The organism is Streptococcus oralis (assembly GCF_023611505.1).
Classification (GTDB): Bacteria; Bacillota; Bacilli; order Lactobacillales; family Streptococcaceae; genus Streptococcus; species Streptococcus oralis_CT.
Map to the genome: position 1 here is coordinate 1692572 of NZ_CP097843.1, position 21326 is coordinate 1713897.

The following is a 21326-nucleotide window of genomic DNA, read 5'->3' on the forward strand; positions in this document are numbered from 1 at the left end:
CTACAGGTGAGACGTTTGTCTTCTAGTATAGTGCAGAAAAAGAAGGCCGTCAAGCCTTCTTTAGATTTATTCTTCTGCTTCGTCTTCTGTAAATTGACTATTGTAGAGATCCGCATAGAAGCCACCTTGCGCCATCAGCTCCTCGTGATTGCCTTGCTCGATGATATTTCCATCTTTCATGACAAGAATCAAATCTGCATTACGAATCGTTGACAAGCGGTGGGCGATGACAAAGGAAGTTCTGCCTTCCATCAAACGGTCCATGGCTTTTTGAATCAGCTCCTCTGTACGTGTGTCGACTGAGGATGTCGCTTCATCCAAAATCAAGAGCGGTGCATCCTTGAGAAGGGCACGAGCAATGGTCAAGAGCTGTTTTTGTCCAACAGACAAGGTCACGGTGTCATCCAAAACAGTATCGTAGCCATCTGGCAAAGTCATGATAAAGTGGTGGATTCCCACAGCCTTGCTTGCTTCCATCATTCGTTCATCACTGATGCCCGTTTGATTGTAGATGAGATTTTCTCGAATCGTTCCTTCAAAGAGCCAAGTATCTTGCAAGACCATTGAAAAGGCATCGTGTACTTCTGAGCGCTTCATATCCTTGGTATCGACACCATCGATACGGATACTTCCCTTATCAATCTCATAGAACTTCATCAAAAGATTGACAATGGTTGTCTTACCAGCTCCAGTAGGCCCAACGATAGCGACCTTCTGGCCTGCATGAGCTGTCGCAGAAAAGTCATGGATGATGGTGCGTTCTGGTGTATAACCAAAGGATACGCGATCAAAGACCACTTCTCCTCTCATGCCAGTCAATTGTCTTTCCTTATGGGATTCATCCTGCATCTCAGCTTCACCTAGAAATTCAAAGACACGTCCCATGGCTGCACTCGCTTGTTGTAAGCTCGTAATCCCTTGGGCAATCTGTGACAGGGGTTGGGAGAAGGTCCGTACGTAAACCATAAAGGCTACAATAATCCCTATAGTGATATGCCCTTCTAGAGCAAGCGCAGCCCCAACGATGATGACCAAAACATAGCTAAAATTCCCAACAAAGAACATGGCTGGCATCATGATACCAGAGATAAACTGAGATTTCCAGATACTATCATGCAAGTTTTGGTTTAAACCTGCAAATCTCGCTTTGGAGGTGTCCACTGCGTTGTAGCTAGTCACTACATTGTGGCCAGAGTACATCTCTTCCACATAACCATTGACGGCTGCTAGATTATTTTGTTGGGCTTTAAAATAACCCTGTGACTTGGCCATAATTACTGAAACCGCCGCAAAACCAACAAACGTAGAAACAACCGTTACCAGAGCTAAAATCCAGTTCATACTAAACATGGTCACCAAAACAGCAATCAACAAGAAGCTGGCTGAGATAACTGTTCCGAGACTTTGGTTGAGAGATTGCGCCGCCGTATCCACATCATTGGTCACACGAGATAGAGTGTCCCCTTGCGAATGACGATCAAAATAGCCAAGGGGCAAACGATTGATCTTTTCAGCGATTGCTGTCCGCAAGCGTTTTGAAAAATGTTGGATACTTGTTGAAAAGATATAGGCCTGTGTATAGTTAAGGATGGCACCAAATACATAGAGAATCACTAAAAAGCTAGCAATACTTGAAACAGCCTCTAAATCAATTCCTGTCATCAAGCCATCTGAAATCAAGTTAGTAATTTCTTTAATCTTAGTTGGACCATAAACGGTAATGATGCTTGAAATAACTGCAGCCACAACTGCTATTAGGAGAGGGAGTTGGAGGCCTGCCATATAAGGTTTGCACTGTTCCCAGACCGACACTTTTTTATTTTCCATGTTCCAATTCCTCCTTCGATAGTTGTGAGTAGGCAATTTCTTGGTAGACTTCGTTGGTGGCTAGAAGTTCCTTGTGGGTGCCTTGTCCCACGACTTTTCCTTGATCCAAGACTAAGATCAGGTCAGCATCCATAATGGTAGAAATCCGCTGCGCTACGATGAGCTTGGTCATGGATTGTGTTTTCTCAGCTAGCTCTTGGCGTAAGATACGATCCGTCTTGTAGTCCAAGGCTGAGAAGGAGTCATCAAAAATGAGAATCTCTGGTTTACGAGCCAAGGCACGCGCAATGGCCAAACGCTGTCTTTGACCTCCTGAGAAGTTGGTTCCACCTTGGGCTACTTCTGATGCAAGTCCTGCTTCCTTATCCTCTATGAAGCTTTTAGACTGGGCCATTTCAAGGGCTTGCCACATAGCAGCTTCGCTTAGAGGAGTTTCTTTGCTTTTGCCAAAGTCCAAGTTCCCCTTGACATCTCCAGAAAAGAGCACAGCTTTTTGAGGAATATAACCAACCTTGTTGCGCAAATCTTCAAAGTCATAGTCTTGAACATTAACTTCGTCCACTAGGATTTCTCCATCTGAAACGTCGTAAAAACGAGGCAAGAGGTTGACAAGCGTGGACTTACCTGATCCAGTCGATCCAATGAAGGCTACGGTTTGACCCGCTTCTGCTTTGAAAGTGACATGTTCCACGACTGCTTCAGAATTTTTAGAGTAGCGGAAAGTCACATCACGGAATTCCACTTGTCCTTGAATTGAAGGATCCGCCGTCTGTGCATGACCAGGATTTTCAATAGAAGGATGCAGATCCAATACTTGATTGATACGTCCTGCCGAAACTAAGGTACGAGGAAGAACGATAAAGAGTGCTCCCATGAGAAGGAAGCCCATCACGACCTGCATAGCATAGGACATGAAGACCACCATATCACTAAAGAGTGGCAAACGTTCTGCCAAACTTGCGTCGTTGATGATATAGGCACCAATCCAGTAAATGGCTAAACTTAGTCCACTTGAAATGGCCATCATGATTGGGTTCATAATCGCCATCAATCGATTGACAAAGAGATTGAGACGTGTCACCTCATCATTGGCTGCTTCAAATTTTTCATCTTGGTAATCTTCCGCATTGTATGCACGAACAACTCGAATCCCAGTCAAGCTTTCACGAGTGATGCTATTGAGTTTATCTGTCAATTTTTGGATGACAGATTGTTTTGGAAAGGCCAGAGTCATGAGAATAGTGGTCATCAAGACATTCACAATAACAGCCACAACCACTGCCCAGAGCCAGTATTCCGACTTCCCAAGGATTTTTCCAATGGCCCAGATGGCCATGATAGGCCCACGAGTCACTACCTGTAAGCCCATAGTAAAGAGCATCTGAATCTGAGTGATATCATTGGTCGTCCGAGTCAAAAGACTTGGGATTGAAAAACGTTTGATCTCTGTCTGCGAAAAATCCAAAACCTGATGAAATACATCAGTGCGTAGATGGGTTGTATAGGATGCTGCAACGCGAGCGGCAAAGAAACCAACCATAACAGATGAAAAGAAAGCCAATAAAGACAAACCAATCATCTTCGCAGCTGGTGACCAGAGTGCATCCAACTGCGTTCCAGACGTTCCAAGTAACTCTGTAATTTGTGAAATGTAGGTCGGTACCTCTAACTCGAGATAGACCGAGAAACAAGTGAAAAGAATCGCGAGGACAATCATCCCCCACTCTTTTCCTGTAATACGTTTAGCGAGTTTCTTCATTCTCTCCTCCTATCTTCTCAACATTTTCTTGCAACTGACCGAGGACCTTTTCAAAAATTGCCAAGTCCGACTTTGAAACCCCGTCTAGCAGACTCTGATCAATCCGATCAAAAAATGCCTTAACTTCTTGCATCTGAGATCGTGATTTGTCAGTCAAACGAACAAATTTTGCTCGTTTATCACTTGGACTGGCCTCTAGCTCAACCAAACCATTTTGCACCATGCGCTTGACTAAATTACTCGCCACAGATTTGGTAATATTGAGTTCCTGCTCGATATCTTTAATCAGAACCAGTTCCTCTTTTTGCTCACAATGATCTAAAAAACGCAGAACTTGCCCTTGCGGTCCACCCATAAATTCAATGCCGCAACGCTTGGCTTCTTTCTGTACCATCAGGTGAACCTGGTGCCCAAAGCGTTTAAAAATCAACATCGGCTTGTCCATGATTGCTCCTTTCTCACGATTGAATATAGTTCTCAGGAGAACTAATTAAGTTTCCATGAGAACTATTTTATCACTTTCAGAAGAGATGTCAAGAAAAAAGTTTCCTAGAGAACTATTTTAGTCTGAATTGACATTGGAGAATATTTTCTCTATAATAAGCACTAGCTACCGTGGATAGGAATCCATTCACTTGATGAAGGGAGAAAACGTTCAAATGAAACCAGAAGAACAAAAAGTTTTAGGGATTTTAGCAACCATTTTTGGAGCCATCGCACTTTTAGGGTCCTGGATCCCGTTTATTAACTATCTATCGTTTTTCATCGCTATTGTCGCGTTGATCTTAGGTATTATCGGACTTATTGCCAATCTCAAAAAACGGAAAACAATGGCCATTATCGGAACATCTCTCGCAGTTGCTTCTGTTGTACTTTTCTTTACGACCCAGATACTGTACGCTAATGTCTACAAAGATTTTATCAGAGAGTTTAACCGTTCCTATAGAGAAGCTAGCTCCTCAATGGAACGCGACTTGACAGATGATACCATTGATTCACTCCCCGAAGATGAGGAAGAAGACGATACCTTCACTTGGACACAAGAACAGTTCGACGCTTTAATTGAAGGTGACCTTGATAACAAAGGAAAAGGTGGTACCAACTACAAGGATATTATCAAAAAACACGGACTGCCAGACTCCGAGTTTGATTCCACTATTGAGGGCTACGACACAAAGAAAATTACCTATATTGGCATTGATGATAGAATCAAAACCGTTACTCTAACCTTTGTAAAACAGGATAATGGTCAACTCTTACTAGTTCATAAAATAGCTGTAGGCCTAGGAGAAAGCCAGCAGCAAAGAGATTCTGGAACCAGAATCTAATCTCAAATATAAAAAGCGAACAGCTAGCAAGTCTGTTCGCTTTTTTATTAGAATCCATCAACATTTGTGTAGATCTTTTGGACGTCCTCATCATCCTCAAGAACGCTGTAAAGTTTTTCAAAGGTTTCCAAATCTTCACCTGACAACTCAACTTCTGACTGAGGAATCATTTCCAGTTCAGTAACTTGGAATTCTTCGACACCTGACTCACGAAGGACAACGATAGCCTTGTGAAGGTCAGTTGGAGCTGTGTAAACAGTGATTGTTCCTTCTTCTGCTTCTACATCATCCACATCAATGTCTGCTTCAAGCAAAAGCTCAAAGATAGCATCCGCATCATCACCAGCAAATACGATAACACCCTTGTTGTCAAAGAGGTAAGAAACAGAACCTGAAGCTCCCATGTTACCGCCATTTTTACCAAAAGCAGCACGAACGTTCGCAGCTGTACGGTTGACGTTTGAAGTCAAGGTATCCACAATCAGCATAGAACCATTTGGTCCAAATCCTTCGTAACGTCCTTCTGTAAAGGTTTCGTCTGTGTTTCCTTTTGCCTTATCGATAGCCTTATCAATAACGTGTTTTGGCACCTGCGCTTGTTTAGCACGATCGATAACGAATTTCAAAGCAGTGTTTGATTCTGGATCTGGTTCCCCTTTTTTAGCTGCTACATAGATTTCTACACCAAATTTTGCATACACTTTAGAGTTAGCTCCATCTTTAGCCGTTTTCTTGGCTACGATATTGGCCCATTTACGTCCCATTAGGAATCTCCTTTTTTCACATTTTAATCTTTCTTATTATAACACAAGTCTAGCTGATTTTCACTAGAGGAAATGGATTTTCTTTTGCAAAGCAAGCTAGGATTTCCCTCCGACTGCCACGATTTTCTTGCCTTCTTTTATCCAAGGGTGTCGGGAAAGGGAGAAGTAAAGTTGGACAGTCATCACAACCCAGAGTAGCGGTTCACAGAGAATAACACCTGTGTAGCCTGTCCAAGGAATAATCCAAGCTACGAAAATAATTTTTCCAAACAACTCGATAAAGCTAGATACGAGGGGCAAAAGTTTTTGGCCTAGTCCCTGCAAGCTATTTCTATAAATCAATAAAAGACTTAAAAATGGATAAAATACAGAACTGATACGTAAGTACAAGGTCCCGTTTTCTACCAAGTAGCTGTCTGTCGAACTTGCTAGGAAAGAAACTAGGCTAGGACTGGCAAAAAATAGGAAAATACAGGCAAGGGCTGCCCAAGACATACTCAAATAGCTCCCTAAACGAAGACCTTGGACAATACGTTCGGGACGTTTCGCTCCAAAGTTTTGAGAGATAAAAGTCGTCATCGATGCTGAAATAGCTGTCATTGGTAATAAGGCAAAGGCCATGATTCGCCGTGCTGCCGTTTGAGCACTGATAATGACTGCACCAAAACTATTGACAGAGGATTGCAAAATGACACTTCCGATAGAGACGATTGACCCCATCAGACCCATGGCTAGTCCCTGCTCCAAGAGATCCACATAGAGAGTCTTATTCCATTTGAAATGTTTGAGACCCGGAAGAATCTCTGGAACACTCTTACGAATATAAAAATAACAGAGGATTGCTGACAAACCCTGCGAGATAATGGTTGCAAGACCCGCAGACTGAACTCCCAGATGCAGTTGCGTAATAAAATATAAATCCAAGATCACATTAACGATAGCTGAAAAGATAAGAAAAGCAAGAGCCGCAAGGCTATCGCCAATCGAGCGCAGTAAGCCTGCAAAAAGATTGTAAGCAAAACTAACCCCTACACAGGTAACAATCATGGAGATGTACTCATAGGATTGAGGAAGGATTTCTACAGGTGTCTCTAAATATTGCAAGAGTGGATAAAGACCGAAGAAGCCTATCAGCATGACAAGAGCACTCAGGATGGCACCCAGAATCCAAGTTGCTGCAACAGCTTCTTTAATCTTAGCAAAATTACGAGCACCGTAAAGACGAGCGATGACAACTCCCATCCCATTTCCAACTCCGAGGGCAAAGCCGATAATCAGATCAAAGATAGCCGTCGTTGCTCCTACTGCTGCTAGGGATTCTTGTCCAAGGAACCGCCCTACAATCAAGACGTCAGCTGTATTATATAGTTGTTGGAAGATATTGGACAACAGAATTGGAAGGGCGAAGCTCAAAAGTGAGGGAAGAATGGAGCCATGAATCAGGTCCACTGTTCGTTTTTTATTCATAAAGATATTATATCAGCTTTCCAGAGGACCGACAAGATTCTTTAACGAATCCTGAAATCAATTGCTTACAGAGAGACAATTTGCTATAATCAAGAAAAGGAGGTCATTTATGAGTTTGACCAGTCAATTAATAACCGATGTGTTTCCAGATCTTGATAAAGTTGAAAAGCTAAATAACGAAGCTTTCCCCGAGGAAGAACGAGTCCCTCTTTCTGAGTTTTTGCGCTATCAGGACCGAGATGACGCCCACTTTTTTGCTTTTTATAACGAAGAAGAATTTGTTGGCTTTGCTTTTGCCATCTCCAACCAAAATGCCTTCTATATTAGCTTTTTTGCCATCATGCCTCACTTAAGAAGTCACGGGTACGGGAAGGAAATTATCGACAAACTAACTGATTTTTACCAGCGGACCATGTTGCTTGAAGTGGAGCGATTGGATGAAGAATGCGATAACTTGGAACAAAGAAAAGCTCGTATGAGCTTCTATCAACAAAATGGCTTTAAAACAGCTAACGCTTTTCTAGAGTATGATGGCTTGAGTTTTGAAATTCTCTACCGCGGTGACCATTTCGACGAGGAAGCCTATCGCGACATCTTCCAAAAATTACAAGATGAACATTATTTTGACTTTCATATTAAATACAGACGCTTTAGTGATCATTAGTTGTTTCAAGGAAGAGAAGTCTAATGAACTTTCTCACGATAAAACGCATAATATCAAGGTTATAAATACCTGATATTATGCGTTTTTATAATTTTGAAATCTTTCCCTAGTTTTATCTTTAATCTTCAATTTCGATTTCAAGTCCATCGCCTAGGTCAAGCGTTACTTCTTGGTTAGGTGCTAGATCTTCTGCGACAGAAGTAAGAACGGTTCCCTCTTCATCTTCAATCAAACCGTATTGAACACGAACCTGATGGTCAATCTCATCAAAAATCTCTGGGTGATCTGCCAAGTATTTCTTAGCATTTTCAGATCCTTGCCCAATCTTTTCACCCTTGTAAGAGTACCATGCTCCTGCTTTTTGGATAATATCGAGATCACTTGCAATCTTCAAGAGCTCACCGGTCTTAGAAATCCCTTCTCCGTACATGATTTCAACGAAGGCTTCCTTAAACGGTGGAGCTACCTTGTTTTTCACGACCTTGATTTTGGTTTCCTTACCAACATTGGTATCTTTTTGGTCACCAGTTCCTTTGATTTGTGTGCTTCCACGAACATCCAAACGGACTGAAGCGTAGAATTTCAGAGCACGTCCACCAGGTGTTGTTTCTGGATTTCCAAACATGACCCCAACTTTTTCACGCAATTGGTTGATAAAGATGGCAATTGTTTTGGTCTTATTGATAGAAGCACCAAGTTTGCGCATGGCCTGGCTCATCATACGAGCCTGCAAACCAACGTGGCTGTCTCCAATATCCCCATCGATTTCTGCACGTGGTACAAGGGCCGCAACTGAGTCAATAACGACGAGGTCAACTGCACCTGAGTCAATCAATTTTCCTGCAATTTCAAGGCCTTGCTCACCTGAGTCTGGCTGTGACAAGAGTAACTCATCAATGTTCACACCAAGGGCTGCAGCATAGGCTGGGTCAAGAGCATGTTCCGCATCGATAAAGGCAGCGATACCGCCTTCTTTCTGTGCTTGCGCGACAGCGTGAAGGGCAACCGTTGTCTTACCAGAAGACTCTGGCCCGTAGATTTCGATGATACGTCCCTTAGGATAACCACCTGAACCAAGAGCAATGTCAAGAGCCAAGGACCCTGAACTCATGACTTGCACTTTTTGCTCCGCACGCTCGCCCAAACGCATGATTGAGCCTTTACCAAAGTCTTTCTCAATCAATTTAAGAGCATCGTTCAAGGCTTTTTCACGATCCGCTCCAAACTTTTTTGAAATTTCATCTAATTTTTTTGGTTTTTTCGCCATTCTGTTCTCCTATATTCTACTGGTCCTTAGACCTATCTACTATTATATCAAAAGTTAGTCACTTAATAAAGCCTTGCGAACTAGGTTAAAGGCATGCATAGCTGCGATGTGACGTACATCTGCTCGACTTCTGCCTCCAATATTAACTTTGATGACCTCAGTTCCTTGCTCCTGTGCCAATCCTATAAAGACTGTCCCAGCTGGATGCCCCTCTAAGCTATCTGGCCCTGCCACACCCGTCAAACTGACTCCGTAGTCAGACTGAGTCTTGAGTCGTACCTGCTCTGCCATTTTTCGAGCCGTAAACTCAGAAACGACTCCGTACTCTTTCAGCTCTTGCTCGGAAATATCCAACATCTTGGACTTTTCTTCTAGGCTGTAAGTGACAAAACCGCCATTAAAGATAGCTGAAACACCTGAAAAGTCTGCTAAAGTAGCCTGAAAGAGACCTGCCGTCAAGCTTTCTGCCGCAGTAATGCTTTTCTGTCTCTTCTTTAGCTCTTCTACAACGACACTTGCTAGACTGGTTTCTTCTCCATATCCATAACAGATGTCTAGCAGTGACTGTCCATCGAAAGTCTGGCGATTCAAAATTTGATTCTCCAAGATGTCCAAGGCTTGATCAGCCTTTTCTTGACTGACTGCTTTTGTGGACAAGCGCAAGGTCACTTCTCCCGTCTTGGCATAAGGCGCCAAGGTCGGATCTGTTTGATGGTCAATCAAATCCGCCAAAATGGTCACCAACTGACTCTCCCCAATCCCAAAGAAACGAAGCACTCGGGAATACAGTTTGGTGCCAGTCATCAGCTTGGGTAAAAGTTGATTTAAGACCATGGGTTTTAACTCACTTGGCGGTCCTGGAAGGACTACGTAGGTCACGCCATTCACTTCCGACACTCCTCCTACTGCTAAACCTGTCTCATTTGGCAGTGGGGTCGCCCCTTCTACAATTTGGGCTTGGCGCTCATTATTCGGTGTCCGAGCATAGTCAGGTCTATGAGCAAAGAAAATATCCAATTTCTCTTGTGCTTGAGGGTCAAACACTAGAGCTTTTCCTAAAAATTTTGCCAGAGTTTGTTTGGTCAAATCATCCTCGGTTGGTCCCAAACCCCCTGTCAAAATCACAAGATTGCTACGTTGACTCGCAATCTCAAGCAAGGACAAAAGACGAGCTTCATTGTCTCCGACAGCTGTTTGAAAATAAACATCTACCCCGATTTCGGCTAACTTCTCTGATAAAAACTGAGCATTGGTATTGACGATCTGCCCTGTTAAAATTTCTGTTCCGACAGCAATAATTTCTGCTTTCATTTTTCCTCCTATTTATCTATTCGAATTTTTTTGAAAAAATCGCAGGAAATTTCCTACGATTTGATTCTTTGTTTTATTCTACCTCTTCGTTTGAAGCGTTAGTACTGGTCGAAGGCGCTGTCCGACCAAAGGCTGTTTCGTACAATACCGCATTGGTTTCCAATTCTGTCACTGGCTCTTTACCTAGTGAACTACGCAAGAGATTTTGCATTTCGAGCATATGTTCTGAAGTGACAATCTGATAAGAAATCCCTTGTAGCTCAGCATCTTCTCCGCGCAATTGATGCGTCTCAATATTTTTGAAAGAATCTTGATAGCCGAGCAATTGTGGAATGCTCTTAGCTGATAAGTCCACATTGGTCTGCATGTTATCACTCAAAGCTTTGAGGATACCTTGATAATGGCTCACACTGTTTAGGCTCAAAACCTTCTCAACGATTTTTTGAATGACTTCACGTTGACGCTTTTGACGGCCGTAGTCTCCTTCAGGGTCTTGGTAACGCATCCGTGAATACACCAAGGCTTCCTCACCATTCAAGTTTTGTTCCCCAACACCAATGGAAATCTTATTAAACTCTTCTTGGTCAGCAATCGAAATTGGGAAACCAAGTGTATTGTTAACGGTAATCCCACCAACTGCATCCACCAATTGTTGAAGTCCCTGCATGTTAACCATTACATAGCGGTCAATGTGAATATTCATCATCTTTTGAATAGTAGAAATTGCAAGCTCTGCACCACCATTGGCATAGGCCGCATTGAGTTTGGCTTCCTGAACTTGGCCATTTTCATTCTCGATCTTAGTCAAAATATCCCGTTCCAAACTCATCATAGTGGTTTTCTTTGTTTTGGGATTAACCGTCAGGAGTATCATAGAATCACTATTCCCTGCCCACGGATCTGTACGTTCCGAATTTCCCGTATCTACCCCCATCAAGAGGATAGTCAGTGGCTCCGTCGCTTCGATAACGTTGGTTTCTTCCCCGATTTTTTTGTAAGTCTTTTTACTTAGGGTTTCTGTTCCCTGTTGGTAGATGGTATAGCCATAAACCGCTACACCTAAAACTGTTACTGCTAGGAAACCTAGAACCATTCCAATTAATTTTTTAATCATCTTGTTATTCATCTATCAATTTGCCCATCAGACAAACATCTAAAAATATCCCTTCTGCTAAATAGGCTCCTCTTTCTTGCAAGCCTTCTATGATAAATCCCATTTTTGAATAGAGGTGGATAGCAGCCTCATTTCGTTTTTGTACACTAAGTTGCAAACGGCGCAAGACACCACTGGCTTTAGCCCACTCGATGCCTTCTTCTAGAAGTATAGTCGCCAAGCCTTGGTTCCAAAATTTCTTGCGAACTGCTAGAAAAACATCTCCAATATGCCGAACTCTTAAATGTTGATCCGCTGTGATATTTAAGATACCTGCAATCTCATCATTCAGTAAGGCGAGAAGAGTAATTTGATTCTCCGATGCAGCTTGTTTTTCGATAAAAAGAGCCATTTCAGACGCTGTCATCATGATACCATTTTCATCTAGGCTAGTGAGGTCTGTCTCTTGACCGACACAATCTAAAAATGCAATCAAAGCTGTAGCATCTGAAGTCTCTGCCTCACGAATGCACAACTCATACTCCATCATGAAGCTCCTTGATGAGTTGTTCAGCCCGAGGGCCATGAGCCGTAAAATGAAGACAACGACCCTCAGCTTCTTTCAAAATTTCCAATTCCAAATAGGAATCTGGTAAATCCTCACCCAAAAGATGCCCCCACTCAATAACAGTCACGCCGCCACCAAAGAGAAACTCATCCAAGTCAATAGAATCAGCATCTCCTTCGATACGGTAGACATCCAAGTGGTAAAGTGGCAGACGCCCTTCATACTCTCTCACGATAGTATAAGTTGGACTTTTAATCATCTGACGGATATCCAAACCCTTGGCAAGGCCTTTTGTAAAGGTTGTTTTACCCGCACCCAACTCTCCCGTCAAGATCAGAACATCGTCTTTTTGAAGCAAATGACCTAATCTTTCTCCGAGAGCTCGAAGCTCTTCTTCATTTTTTGTGTACATGTTACTATTATACCAAAAAGTTTTCTTTTGTGTGAATTTTCTTTATAGACTTACTATGCTAAATTTATAGTTCTCCTTGCCTTTCTCAGAAAAAGGTAAAAATACAAATAACAAATAAAACATCGCGAATCACATGTCCGTAAAATGAAATTTCCCTTTGCACGGATTTTGGAAAGAGGAAACGCGCACATAAAAAACCGAGACCGATATAAAGGAGAATGGAGGAGATCGTTACGGGATTTCTCAAGAAAATAATCGTGCCTAAAACGGAAATCACAACCGTTCTCTTCTTGTTGAGATGGTTGTCCATATCCCGAATATATTTATCAAAAGGTAAGAAAATCCATAGATCTACTCCCAGCAAGAAAAAGAATGAAGGCAAAAAGAGGTCAACTAGATCCTGCTGAAGCTCAGTACCAACTTGGATACTTTCTGATAAAATGAAACAGCTGGCTAAAAGATTGATGATTAAAAGAAGATTATGGATAAGCTTCACTTTCTCTGCAGAATGCAAAATACTATGACTTTTCTGACCCAAGGTATGGAAGTAATTAATCCCAGCACAAAAGCCAGAAACTCCCACTATGAGAATTAAAAAATAGACATTTCCTTCTCTTAAGGATAAAAATGATTCCTTCCACAATAAACAACTTCCAAATAAAATTTGAGCGACAGCTAATAATAATAAAACACGAATTGATTTCATCATTTCCTTTTCTTCCTCCGTATAAGAAATTATACTCTGACAGGATTAGAAAATGATAAATGACTTCCGAAATGTCACATTAGGACGCTGAACGGTACAAAAAACAGTTCCGTCATTCACAGAACTGTTCTCTTCTAATCTAATCCTTAAACCAGAGGGCGATTTCTCGTTTAGCTGACTCTTCTGAATCTGATCCATGTACGACGTTTTGAATGGCTTGATTTTCTCCTGCCGCCTTAGCAAAATCTCCCCGGATTGTCCCCGGAAGAGCCTCTTCTGGACGAGTGGCCCCCATCATGTCACGCCAGCTTTCAATTACCTTGGGACCTGAAATGATTCCCACAATTATTGGACCTGAGGTCATAAATTGGCGGATAGGAGGATAAAAACTTTTTCCAACTAAGTCGCGATAGTGTTGGTCAATCAAATCTTCTGAAACTGTTGAACGTAACTCTAATTTTTCGAGTTTGAAACCACGTCGCTCAATTCTTTTCAAAACCTCGCCAACTAGACCTCTCTTCACACCATCTGGCTTAATGATAAAGAATGTTTGTTCCATATAAATCCCCTTGTCATTTTAGTTCTTCTATTCTACCACACTTTATGAAAAAATTGGAAAATTTTCTGAAACAAAGCAAAGAGAACCCCAAGGTTCTCTTATTTACTTTTATTCTACAGTTTCTTCAGATTGGATTTCCACAGTTTCATCTACTGGAGCAAGTTCTGTCTCTTCTTGTTCAGGAGCCAGATATTCTGCATCATTGATTGCCTGTGGTTCAAGATTACGGTAGCGAGCCATACCAGTACCTGCTGGGATGATCTTACCAATAATAACATTTTCCTTGAGTCCAAGGAGATGGTCTTTCTTACCACGGATGGCCGCATCTGTAAGGACACGAGTTGTTTCCTGGAAGGAAGCCGCTGACAAGAAACTGTTTGTTTCAAGTGAGGCTTTGGTAATTCCCATAAGGACTGGGCGACCAGTCGCTGGAACTCCACCGGCGATAAGGACATCTTTGTTCGCATCTGTAAAATCGTTGATGTCTAAAAGGGTACCCATGAGAAGATCTGTATCACCTGGATCCATGACACGGACTTTACGGATCATTTGACGAACCATAACCTCAATGTGTTTGTCACCGATTTCTACCCCTTGGCTACGGTAAACTTTTTGGACTTCACCGAGAAGGTAAGTTTCAACTGACAAGACATCACGAACAGCAAGGAGATGTTTTGGTTGGATAGAACCCTCTGTCAATGCTGCACCACGAGAAACTTGGTCTCCAACTTCAACACGCATACGTGCTGTAAATGGAACGACGTATTCACCTTCGCCAGTTTCACCCTTAACAAAGACTTTCTTGGTACGAGTTGAAGCGTCTTCTTCGATTGCTGTAACTTGTCCTTTGACCTCTGTAATAACCGCTTCCCCTTTAGGATTGCGGGCTTCAAAGATTTCTTGGACACGAGGAAGACCCTGAGTGATATCGGTATTTGAGGCAACCCCACCCGTGTGGAAGGTACGCATTGTAAGCTGTGTACCAGGTTCCCCGATAGATTGGGCAGCGATTGTACCAACTGCTTCACCAACTTCAACCGCATCACCAGTCGCCAAGTTGATACCGTAACAGTGACGGCAAACACCATGACGAGTGTTACATGTAAATACGGAACGGATAGTCACTTCTTCCACACCAGCATTGACAATCTCGCGCGCCTTGTCTTCTGTGATTAATTCATTTGGACCAATGATCACTGCACCAGTTTCTGGGTGTTTAACAGATTTCTTAGTGTAACGACCATTGAGACGTTCTTCGAGAGACTCGATCATCTCTTTTCCTTCCGCGATAGAGCGGATCAAGAGACCACGGTCTGTTCCACAGTCGTCCTCACGGATGATAACGTCTTGGGCAACGTCAACCAAACGACGAGTCAAGTAACCTGAGTCGGCTGTCTTAAGGGCCGTATCGGTCATACCTTTACGGGCACCGTGAGTTGAGAAGAACATTTCAAGTACTGACAAACCTTCGCGGAAGTTTGAAAGAATTGGCAATTCCATGATACGTCCGTTCGGAGCAGCCATCAGACCACGCATACCGGCAAGTTGTGAGAAGTTCGAGATGTTACCACGGGCTCCTGAGTCCATCATCATAACGATTGGGTTCTTCGGATCTTGGTTATCGACCAAGCGTTTTTCCAATTTCTCACGAGCTGCACGCCATTCAGCTGTAACAGCATTGTAACGTTCATCATCAGTGATCAAACCACGACGGAACTGTTTTGTGATTTGTTCTACACGCTTATGAGATTCTTCAATAATTTCAGCCTTGTCTTCAACCACTGGGATATCAGCAATCCCCACTGTCAATCCAGCAAGTGTTGAATGATGGTAACCTAAGTCTTTCAATCGGTCCAAGAATGCAGAGGTTTCTGTTGTACGGAAACGTTTGAAAATCTCAGCGATGATATTTCCAAGGTTTTTCTTCTTGAATGGAGGATTGAGTTCAAGGTTGCGAATGGCTTCCTTGATATCACCACCTAGTGGCAAGAAGTATTTAGCTGGAAGCCCTTCTGTCAAGTTCGCATTATTTGGTTCTTGCAAGTAAGGTAGACCCTCTGGCATGATGTCGTTGAAGAGGATTTTACCAACTGTTGTAAGCAAGACCTTGTGTTTTTGCTCTTCTGTCCATGGTTTATTGAGGCTGTCTGTCGCGATACCAACACGTGAGTGGAGGTGAACATAGCCATTGCGGTAAGCCATAACAGCTTCGTCACGGTCTTTGAAGACCATTCCTTCACCTTCACGACCAGCTTCTTCCATCGTCAAGTAGTAGTTACCCAAAACCATGTCCTGAGATGGGGTAACAACTGGTTTACCATCTTTCGGGTTCAAGATGTGCTCAGCAGCGAGCATGAGGATACGAGCTTCTGCTTGAGCCTCTTCTGAAAGCGGTACGTGGATGGCCATTTGGTCCCCGTCAAAGTCGGCATTGTAGGCTTCACAGACAAGCGGGTGCAAACGAAGGGCCTTACCATCGATCAAGACTGGCTCGAAGGCTTGGATACCCAAACGGTGAAGGGTCGGTGCGCGGTTCAAAAGGACTGGGTGTTCTTTGATTACTTCTTCGAGGATATCCCAGATACGTTCATCTCCACGTTCCACCAAGCGTTTAGCCGCTTTAACGTTTTGCACGATGTCACGAGCGACAATTTCACGCATCACAAATGGTTTAAAGAGTTCGATGGCCATTTCACGTGGCACACCACATTGGTACATCTTAAGAGTTGGACCAACAGCGATAACGGAACGTCCTGAGAAGTCAACACGTTTACCGAGCAAGTTTTGACGGAAGCGTCCTTGCTTCCCTTTAAGCATGTGACTCAATGATTTCAGCGGACGGCTACCTGGTCCTGTGATTGGACGGCCACGACGACCATTGTCAATCAAAGCGTCAACCGCTTCTTGAAGCATACGCTTCTCATTTTGAACGATGATACCTGGTGCATTCAACTCAAGCAAACGAGCCAAACGGTTGTTACGGTTAATAACACGGCGGTAAAGGTCGTTCAAGTCAGATGAGGCAAAACGGCCACCATCCAACTGCAACATTGGACGGAGATCTGGTGGGATAACTGGGAGGATGTTAAGAACCATCCATTCAGGTTTGTTCCCAGACTTGTAAAAGGCATCCAAAACATCCAAACGACGGATAGCTTTGACACGTTTTTGTCCAGTAGCTGTTTTCAACTCTTCTTTGAGTTCAGCAATTTCTTTTTCGAGATCTACTTGTTTCAAAAGGTCTTGGATGGCTTCGGCACCCATCTTGGCAACGAATGATCCATAGCCATACTCACGCAAGCGCTCACGGTATTCACGCTCTGTCATGATAGACTTGTGCTCAAGTGGTGTATCCTTAGGATCAATCACCACATAAGCCGCAAAGTAGATAACTTCCTCGAGGGCACGAGGGCTCATATCAAGGGTCAAGCCCATACGGCTTGGAATTCCCTTGAAATACCAGATGTGAGATACAGGAGCTTTCAACTCGATGTGCCCCATACGCTCACGACGAACTTTTGTACGCGTTACTTCAACCCCACAACGGTCACAAACAATCCCTCTGTAACGAATGCGTTTGTACTTACCACAAGCACATTCCCAGTCTTTTGTAGGACCAAAGATGACTTCGTCAAAGAGTCCTTCACGTTCTGGTTTCAAGGTACGGTAATTGATTGTTTCAGGTTTTTTGACTTCTCCATAAGACCATGAACGGACTTTGCTTGGAGAAGCTAGGGTGATTTGCATACTTTTAAAACGATTTACATCAACCACTATTTCTTCCCTTTCTATTCTAAGTGAACTGCTTATTCTTGTTCAGCAGTTTCTTCTGTTGCTTCCGCTTTTGTTGCTTTCTCTGCTTCTTCAGCTTCAAAGGCTGCTTTAGCCTCTTGGGCTGCTTTTTCGCGGGCTTTTTCAAGGTCATCTACGTGGATGACATCTTCGTCCATTCCTTCATCCAAGTCGCGAAGTTCCACTTCTTGGTCATCTTCGTCAAGGACACGCATGTCAAGACCAAGAGATTGCAATTCTTTCACAAGAACTCGGAATGATTCTGGAACACCTGGTTTTGGAATTGGTTTTCCTTTTGTAATAGCTTCATAAGCTCTCAAACGTCCGTTAATATCGTCAGACTTGTAAGTCAAAATTTCTTGGAGAACATTTGACGCACCGTAGGCTTCAAGAGCCCAAACTTCCATCTCACCGAAACGTTGTCCACCAAACTGAGCTTTACCTCCAAGTGGTTGTTGGGTAACAGTTGAGTATGGTCCGACTGAACGGGCGTGCAATTTATCATCAACCATGTGGTGGAGTTTGATCATGTACATGACACCAACTGATACACGGTTGTCAAAAGGCTCACCTGTACGTCCATCGTAAAGGATTGTCTTAGCATCGCTATCCATACCTGCTTCTTTAACAGTGTCCCAAAGGTCTTCAGAACTTGCTCCGTCAAAGACTGGTGTTGCGATGTGGATACCAAGAGTACGGGCTGCCATACCAAGGTGGAGTTCCATAACCTGACCGATATTCATACGTGATGGTACCCCAAGAGGGTTCAACATGATATCGACTGGAGTTCCGTCTGGAAGGTAAGGCATGTCTTCTACAGGGACGATACGAGAGACAACCCCCTTGTTTCCGTGACGTCCGGCCATCTTATCTCCGACCTTGATCTTACGTTTTTGAGCGATGTAGACGCGAACCAGCATGTTAACGCCTGATTGCAACTCATCTCCATTTGCACGTGTAAAGATCTTAACATCACGAACGACACCATCGGCACCGTGTGGTACACGAAGAGAAGTATCACGTACTTCACGAGACTTGTCTCCGAAGATAGCGTGCAAGAGGCGTTCTTCAGCTGAAAGATCTTTTTCACCCTTAGGTGTGACTTTACCTACAAGGATATCGCCTTCTTTAACCTCGGCACCAATACGGATAATTCCCATTTCGTCAAGGTTTTTAAGGGCATCTTCCCCAACGTTTGGAATCTCACGAGTAATTTCTTCAGGCCCAAGCTTTGTATCGCGCGTTTCTGATTCGTATTCTTCGAGGTGGACAGATGTGTAGACATCGTCTTTCACCAGGCGTTCGCTCATGATAACGGCATCTTCGAAGTTGTAACCTTCCCAAGTCATGTAGGCAACGATTGGGTTTTGTCCAAGCGCCATTTCTCCATTTTCCATAGAAGGTCCGTCAGCGATAAAGTCGCCTTTTTCAACGACATCACCAACTTTAACGAGGGTACGTTGGTTGTAGGCAGTACCTGAGTTTGAACGGCGGAATTTTTGAATGTGATAAACATCTAGGGAACCATCTTCACGGCGAACTTCTACCTTGTCCGCATCTGCGTAGGTAACTTTACCATCATGCTGAGCAATAACCGCAGCTCCAGAGTCATGGGCTGCTTGATATTCCATACCAGTACCAACGTAAGGCGCTTTTGGATCAATCAAAGGCACAGCCTGACGTTGCATGTTGGCACCCATGAGGGCACGGTTTGAGTCATCGTTTTCCAAGAAAGGAATACATGCTGTCGCAACGGCAACTACCTGTTTTGGTGAAACGTCCATGTAGTCAACTACTTCTGCTGGATACTCTTGGTTGACCCCTTGGTGACGTCCCATGACAACCTTCTCAGCAAAAGTACCATCTTCGTTCAATTTTGAATTAGCCTGTGCTACAGTAAATTCATCTTCTTCATCGGCTGTCAACCAAACGATTTCGTTTGTGACTACACCAGTTTCACGGTCAACCTTACGATATGGTGTTTGAACAAATCCATACTTGTTCAAGTGACCGTATGATGACAAGTTATTGATCAAACCGATGTTAGGTCCTTCAGGTGTCTCGATTGGACACATACGACCGTAGTGAGTGTAGTGCACGTCACGTACTTCATATCCAGCACGGTCACGAGTCAAACCACCAGGTCCTAAGGCTGACAAACGACGTTTGTGAGACAACTCAGAAAGTGGGTTGTGTTGGTCCATGAACTGGGACAATTGTGACGAACCAAAGAATTCTTTGATCGCAGCTGTCACAGGGCGGATGTTGATAATTTGTTGCGGTGTCAAAACTTCATTGTCCTGGACAGACATACGTTCACGGACATTACGTTCCATACGAGAAAGTCCAAGACGTACTTGGTTGGCAAGCAATTCACCAACTGCACGGATACGACGATTTCCAAGGTGGTCGATATCATCCACACGACCGATACCTTCTGCCAAGTTGAGGAAATAGCTCATCTCTGCAAGGATATCCGCAGGAGTTACAACACGAACCTTGTCGTCTGGATTAGCATTTCCGATGATGGTTACAACACGGTCTGGGTCCGTTGGGGCAACAACCTTGAATTTTTGAAGAACAACTGGTTCTGTCAGAACAGCTGCATCGTTTGGTATGTAAACAATCTTGTTCAAGTCGCCATCCAAGTGGCTCTCAATACTTTCAATCACGCTACGAGTCATAACGGTGCCAGCTTCTACCAAGATTTCACCCGTTTCAGGATCTACCAATGGCTCAGCGATGGTTTGGTTGAGCAAGCGTGTTTTGATGTTCAATTTTTTATTAATCTTGTATCGACCAACGGCTGCTAAGTCATAGCGACGTGGATCAAAGAAACGTGCCACAAGCAAGCTACGTGAGCTTTCAGCAGTTTTAGGCTCACCTGGACGAAGGCGTTCGTAAATTTCTTTCAAGGCTTCGTCTGTACGAGAGTCCATTGGATTCTTGTGGATATCTTTTTCAACAGTATTGCGAACCAATTCGCTATCACCAAAGATATCAAAGATTTCATCATCACCCGAGAAACCAAGCGCACGAACCAAGGTCGTAAATGGAATCTTACGAGTACGGTCGATACGAGTATAAGCGATGTCTTTTGAGTCGCTTTCAAGTTCCAACCAAGCTCCACGGTTAGGGATAACAGTAGAACCGTAACCCACTTTACCGTTCTTGTCTACTTTGTCATTAAAGTAAACACCTGGTGAGCGAACCAACTGAGAAACGATAATACGTTCACCACCATTGATGATGAAAGTACCCATCTCAGTCATGATTGGGAAATCACCAAAGAAGACTTCTTGAGTCTTGATTTCGCCTGTTTCTTTATTGATCAAGCGGAAGGTTACAAAAATTGGTGCTGAGTAGCTAGCATCGTGGATACGAGCTTCTTCGAGCGTGTATTTTGGTTCCTTGATTTCATAGCCAACAAATTCCAACTCCATTGTGTCTGTGAAGTTTGAAATTGGCAATACATCTTCAAATACTTCCTTAAGTCCGTGGTCTAGGAAATCTTTGAATGAATCCGTTTGAATTTCAATCAAATTTGGTAAGTCAAGAACTTCTTTGATTCTTGAAAAACTACGACGGGTACGATGTTTCCCGTATTGAACGTCATGTCCTGCCAAGATGATTCTCCTTTGTAAATAAATTCCAAGCCTTATCAATCAGGCTTTTCTAATCGTCATATGGTTTTAAAAACCCCTATCACCGTGTCCCTTTGATGAATTTTCAGAATCTTTAAATCTTTGTTACAAGCACTCAAAAACCTGAAAAAAAGCACAAAAAGAGCAGCTAAATCTGACTTTTTC

The 21326-nt window shown here is 43.2% G+C and carries 16 protein-coding genes; 2 read left to right on the forward strand and 14 right to left on the reverse strand.

The window, feature by feature from the left end; all coding sequences use genetic code 11:
• Window positions 1-66: 66 nt before the first annotated feature.
• From M9H69_RS08565 to M9H69_RS08575, 3 genes are read right to left on the reverse strand one after another with little or no spacing between them, the layout of a single operon-like run.
• Entirely contained in the window at window positions 67-1827 is a 1761-nt protein-coding gene (locus M9H69_RS08565; protein ID WP_250315395.1) for an ABC transporter ATP-binding protein, read from the reverse strand.
• The gene (locus M9H69_RS08570; RefSeq protein WP_250315396.1) at window positions 1817-3586 is read right to left on the reverse strand and encodes an ABC transporter ATP-binding protein; all 1770 of its coding nucleotides are present in this window, start codon (window positions 3584-3586) and stop codon (window positions 1817-1819) included. The genes M9H69_RS08565 and M9H69_RS08570 overlap by 11 nt, the downstream gene beginning before the upstream one ends.
• Entirely contained in the window at window positions 3570-4031 is a 462-nt protein-coding gene (locus tag M9H69_RS08575) for a MarR family winged helix-turn-helix transcriptional regulator (RefSeq protein ID WP_000360512.1), read from the reverse strand. Before M9H69_RS08575 ends, M9H69_RS08570 begins: the two co-directional genes overlap by 17 nt.
• A 193-nt stretch (window positions 4032-4224) precedes the next feature.
• Between M9H69_RS08575 and M9H69_RS08580 the strand changes: the two genes are divergently transcribed.
• Window positions 4225-4914, forward strand: a complete 690-nt coding sequence (locus tag M9H69_RS08580; protein ID WP_084875933.1) for a DUF308 domain-containing protein — start codon at window positions 4225-4227, stop codon at window positions 4912-4914.
• Between the two features lie 47 nt (window positions 4915-4961).
• Here M9H69_RS08580 and M9H69_RS08585 read toward each other — a convergent pair whose 3' ends face one another.
• Together M9H69_RS08585 and M9H69_RS08590 are read right to left on the reverse strand one after the other, a co-directional pair.
• Entirely contained in the window at window positions 4962-5678 is a 717-nt protein-coding gene (locus tag M9H69_RS08585; RefSeq protein ID WP_000532900.1) for a YebC/PmpR family DNA-binding transcriptional regulator, read from the reverse strand.
• A gap of 96 nt (window positions 5679-5774) precedes the next feature.
• Window positions 5775-7145 (reverse strand): MATE family efflux transporter, encoded by a 1371-nt coding sequence (locus M9H69_RS08590; protein ID WP_250315397.1) that lies wholly within the window; start codon window positions 7143-7145, stop codon window positions 5775-5777.
• Between the two features lie 109 nt (window positions 7146-7254).
• On the opposite strand from M9H69_RS08590, the gene M9H69_RS08595 reads away from it, so the two are divergent.
• Window positions 7255-7809, forward strand: a complete 555-nt coding sequence (locus M9H69_RS08595) for a GNAT family N-acetyltransferase (RefSeq protein ID WP_000060288.1) — start codon at window positions 7255-7257, stop codon at window positions 7807-7809.
• A gap of 118 nt (window positions 7810-7927) precedes the next feature.
• Here M9H69_RS08595 and recA read toward each other — a convergent pair whose 3' ends face one another.
• From recA to rpoB, 9 genes are all read right to left on the reverse strand, one after another.
• The gene (gene recA / locus M9H69_RS08600; protein ID WP_250315398.1) at window positions 7928-9076 is read right to left on the reverse strand and encodes a recombinase RecA; all 1149 of its coding nucleotides are present in this window, start codon (window positions 9074-9076) and stop codon (window positions 7928-7930) included.
• Window positions 9077-9130: 54 nt separating this feature from the next.
• The gene (locus M9H69_RS08605; RefSeq protein WP_250315399.1) at window positions 9131-10387 is read right to left on the reverse strand and encodes a competence/damage-inducible protein A; all 1257 of its coding nucleotides are present in this window, start codon (window positions 10385-10387) and stop codon (window positions 9131-9133) included.
• A gap of 73 nt (window positions 10388-10460) precedes the next feature.
• Complete coding sequence (gene brpA, locus M9H69_RS08610) at window positions 10461-11501, reverse strand: biofilm formation/cell division transcriptional regulator BrpA (protein ID WP_250315400.1); 1041 nt, start codon at window positions 11499-11501, stop codon at window positions 10461-10463.
• 4 nt (window positions 11502-11505) lie between these two features.
• Window positions 11506-12027, reverse strand: coding sequence for a GNAT family N-acetyltransferase (locus M9H69_RS08615; RefSeq protein WP_000455522.1), 522 nt, complete (start codon window positions 12025-12027; stop codon window positions 11506-11508).
• Window positions 12017-12460: a tRNA (adenosine(37)-N6)-threonylcarbamoyltransferase complex ATPase subunit type 1 TsaE gene (gene tsaE / locus M9H69_RS08620; protein ID WP_000288252.1), complete on the reverse strand. Its 444-nt coding sequence runs from the start codon at window positions 12458-12460 to the stop codon at window positions 12017-12019. Before tsaE ends, M9H69_RS08615 begins: the two co-directional genes overlap by 11 nt.
• 85 nt (window positions 12461-12545) lie before the next feature.
• Window positions 12546-13169 (reverse strand): hypothetical protein, encoded by a 624-nt coding sequence (locus M9H69_RS08625; RefSeq protein WP_000978030.1) that lies wholly within the window; start codon window positions 13167-13169, stop codon window positions 12546-12548.
• A 136-nt stretch (window positions 13170-13305) separates the two neighbouring features.
• Window positions 13306-13725: a nucleoside-diphosphate kinase gene (ndk, locus tag M9H69_RS08630; protein WP_000438306.1), complete on the reverse strand. Its 420-nt coding sequence runs from the start codon at window positions 13723-13725 to the stop codon at window positions 13306-13308.
• Between the two features lie 108 nt (window positions 13726-13833).
• A complete protein-coding gene (gene rpoC / locus M9H69_RS08635; RefSeq protein ID WP_250315401.1) occupies window positions 13834-17499 on the reverse strand; it encodes a DNA-directed RNA polymerase subunit beta' in 3666 nt (1221 codons plus the stop codon).
• A gap of 32 nt (window positions 17500-17531) precedes the next feature.
• Window positions 17532-21143 carry a DNA-directed RNA polymerase subunit beta gene (gene rpoB / locus M9H69_RS08640; protein WP_250315402.1) on the reverse strand — a complete coding sequence of 1204 codons (3612 nt, stop codon included), beginning with the start codon at window positions 21141-21143 and terminating at the stop codon, window positions 17532-17534.
• Window positions 21144-21326: the final 183 nt, after the last annotated feature.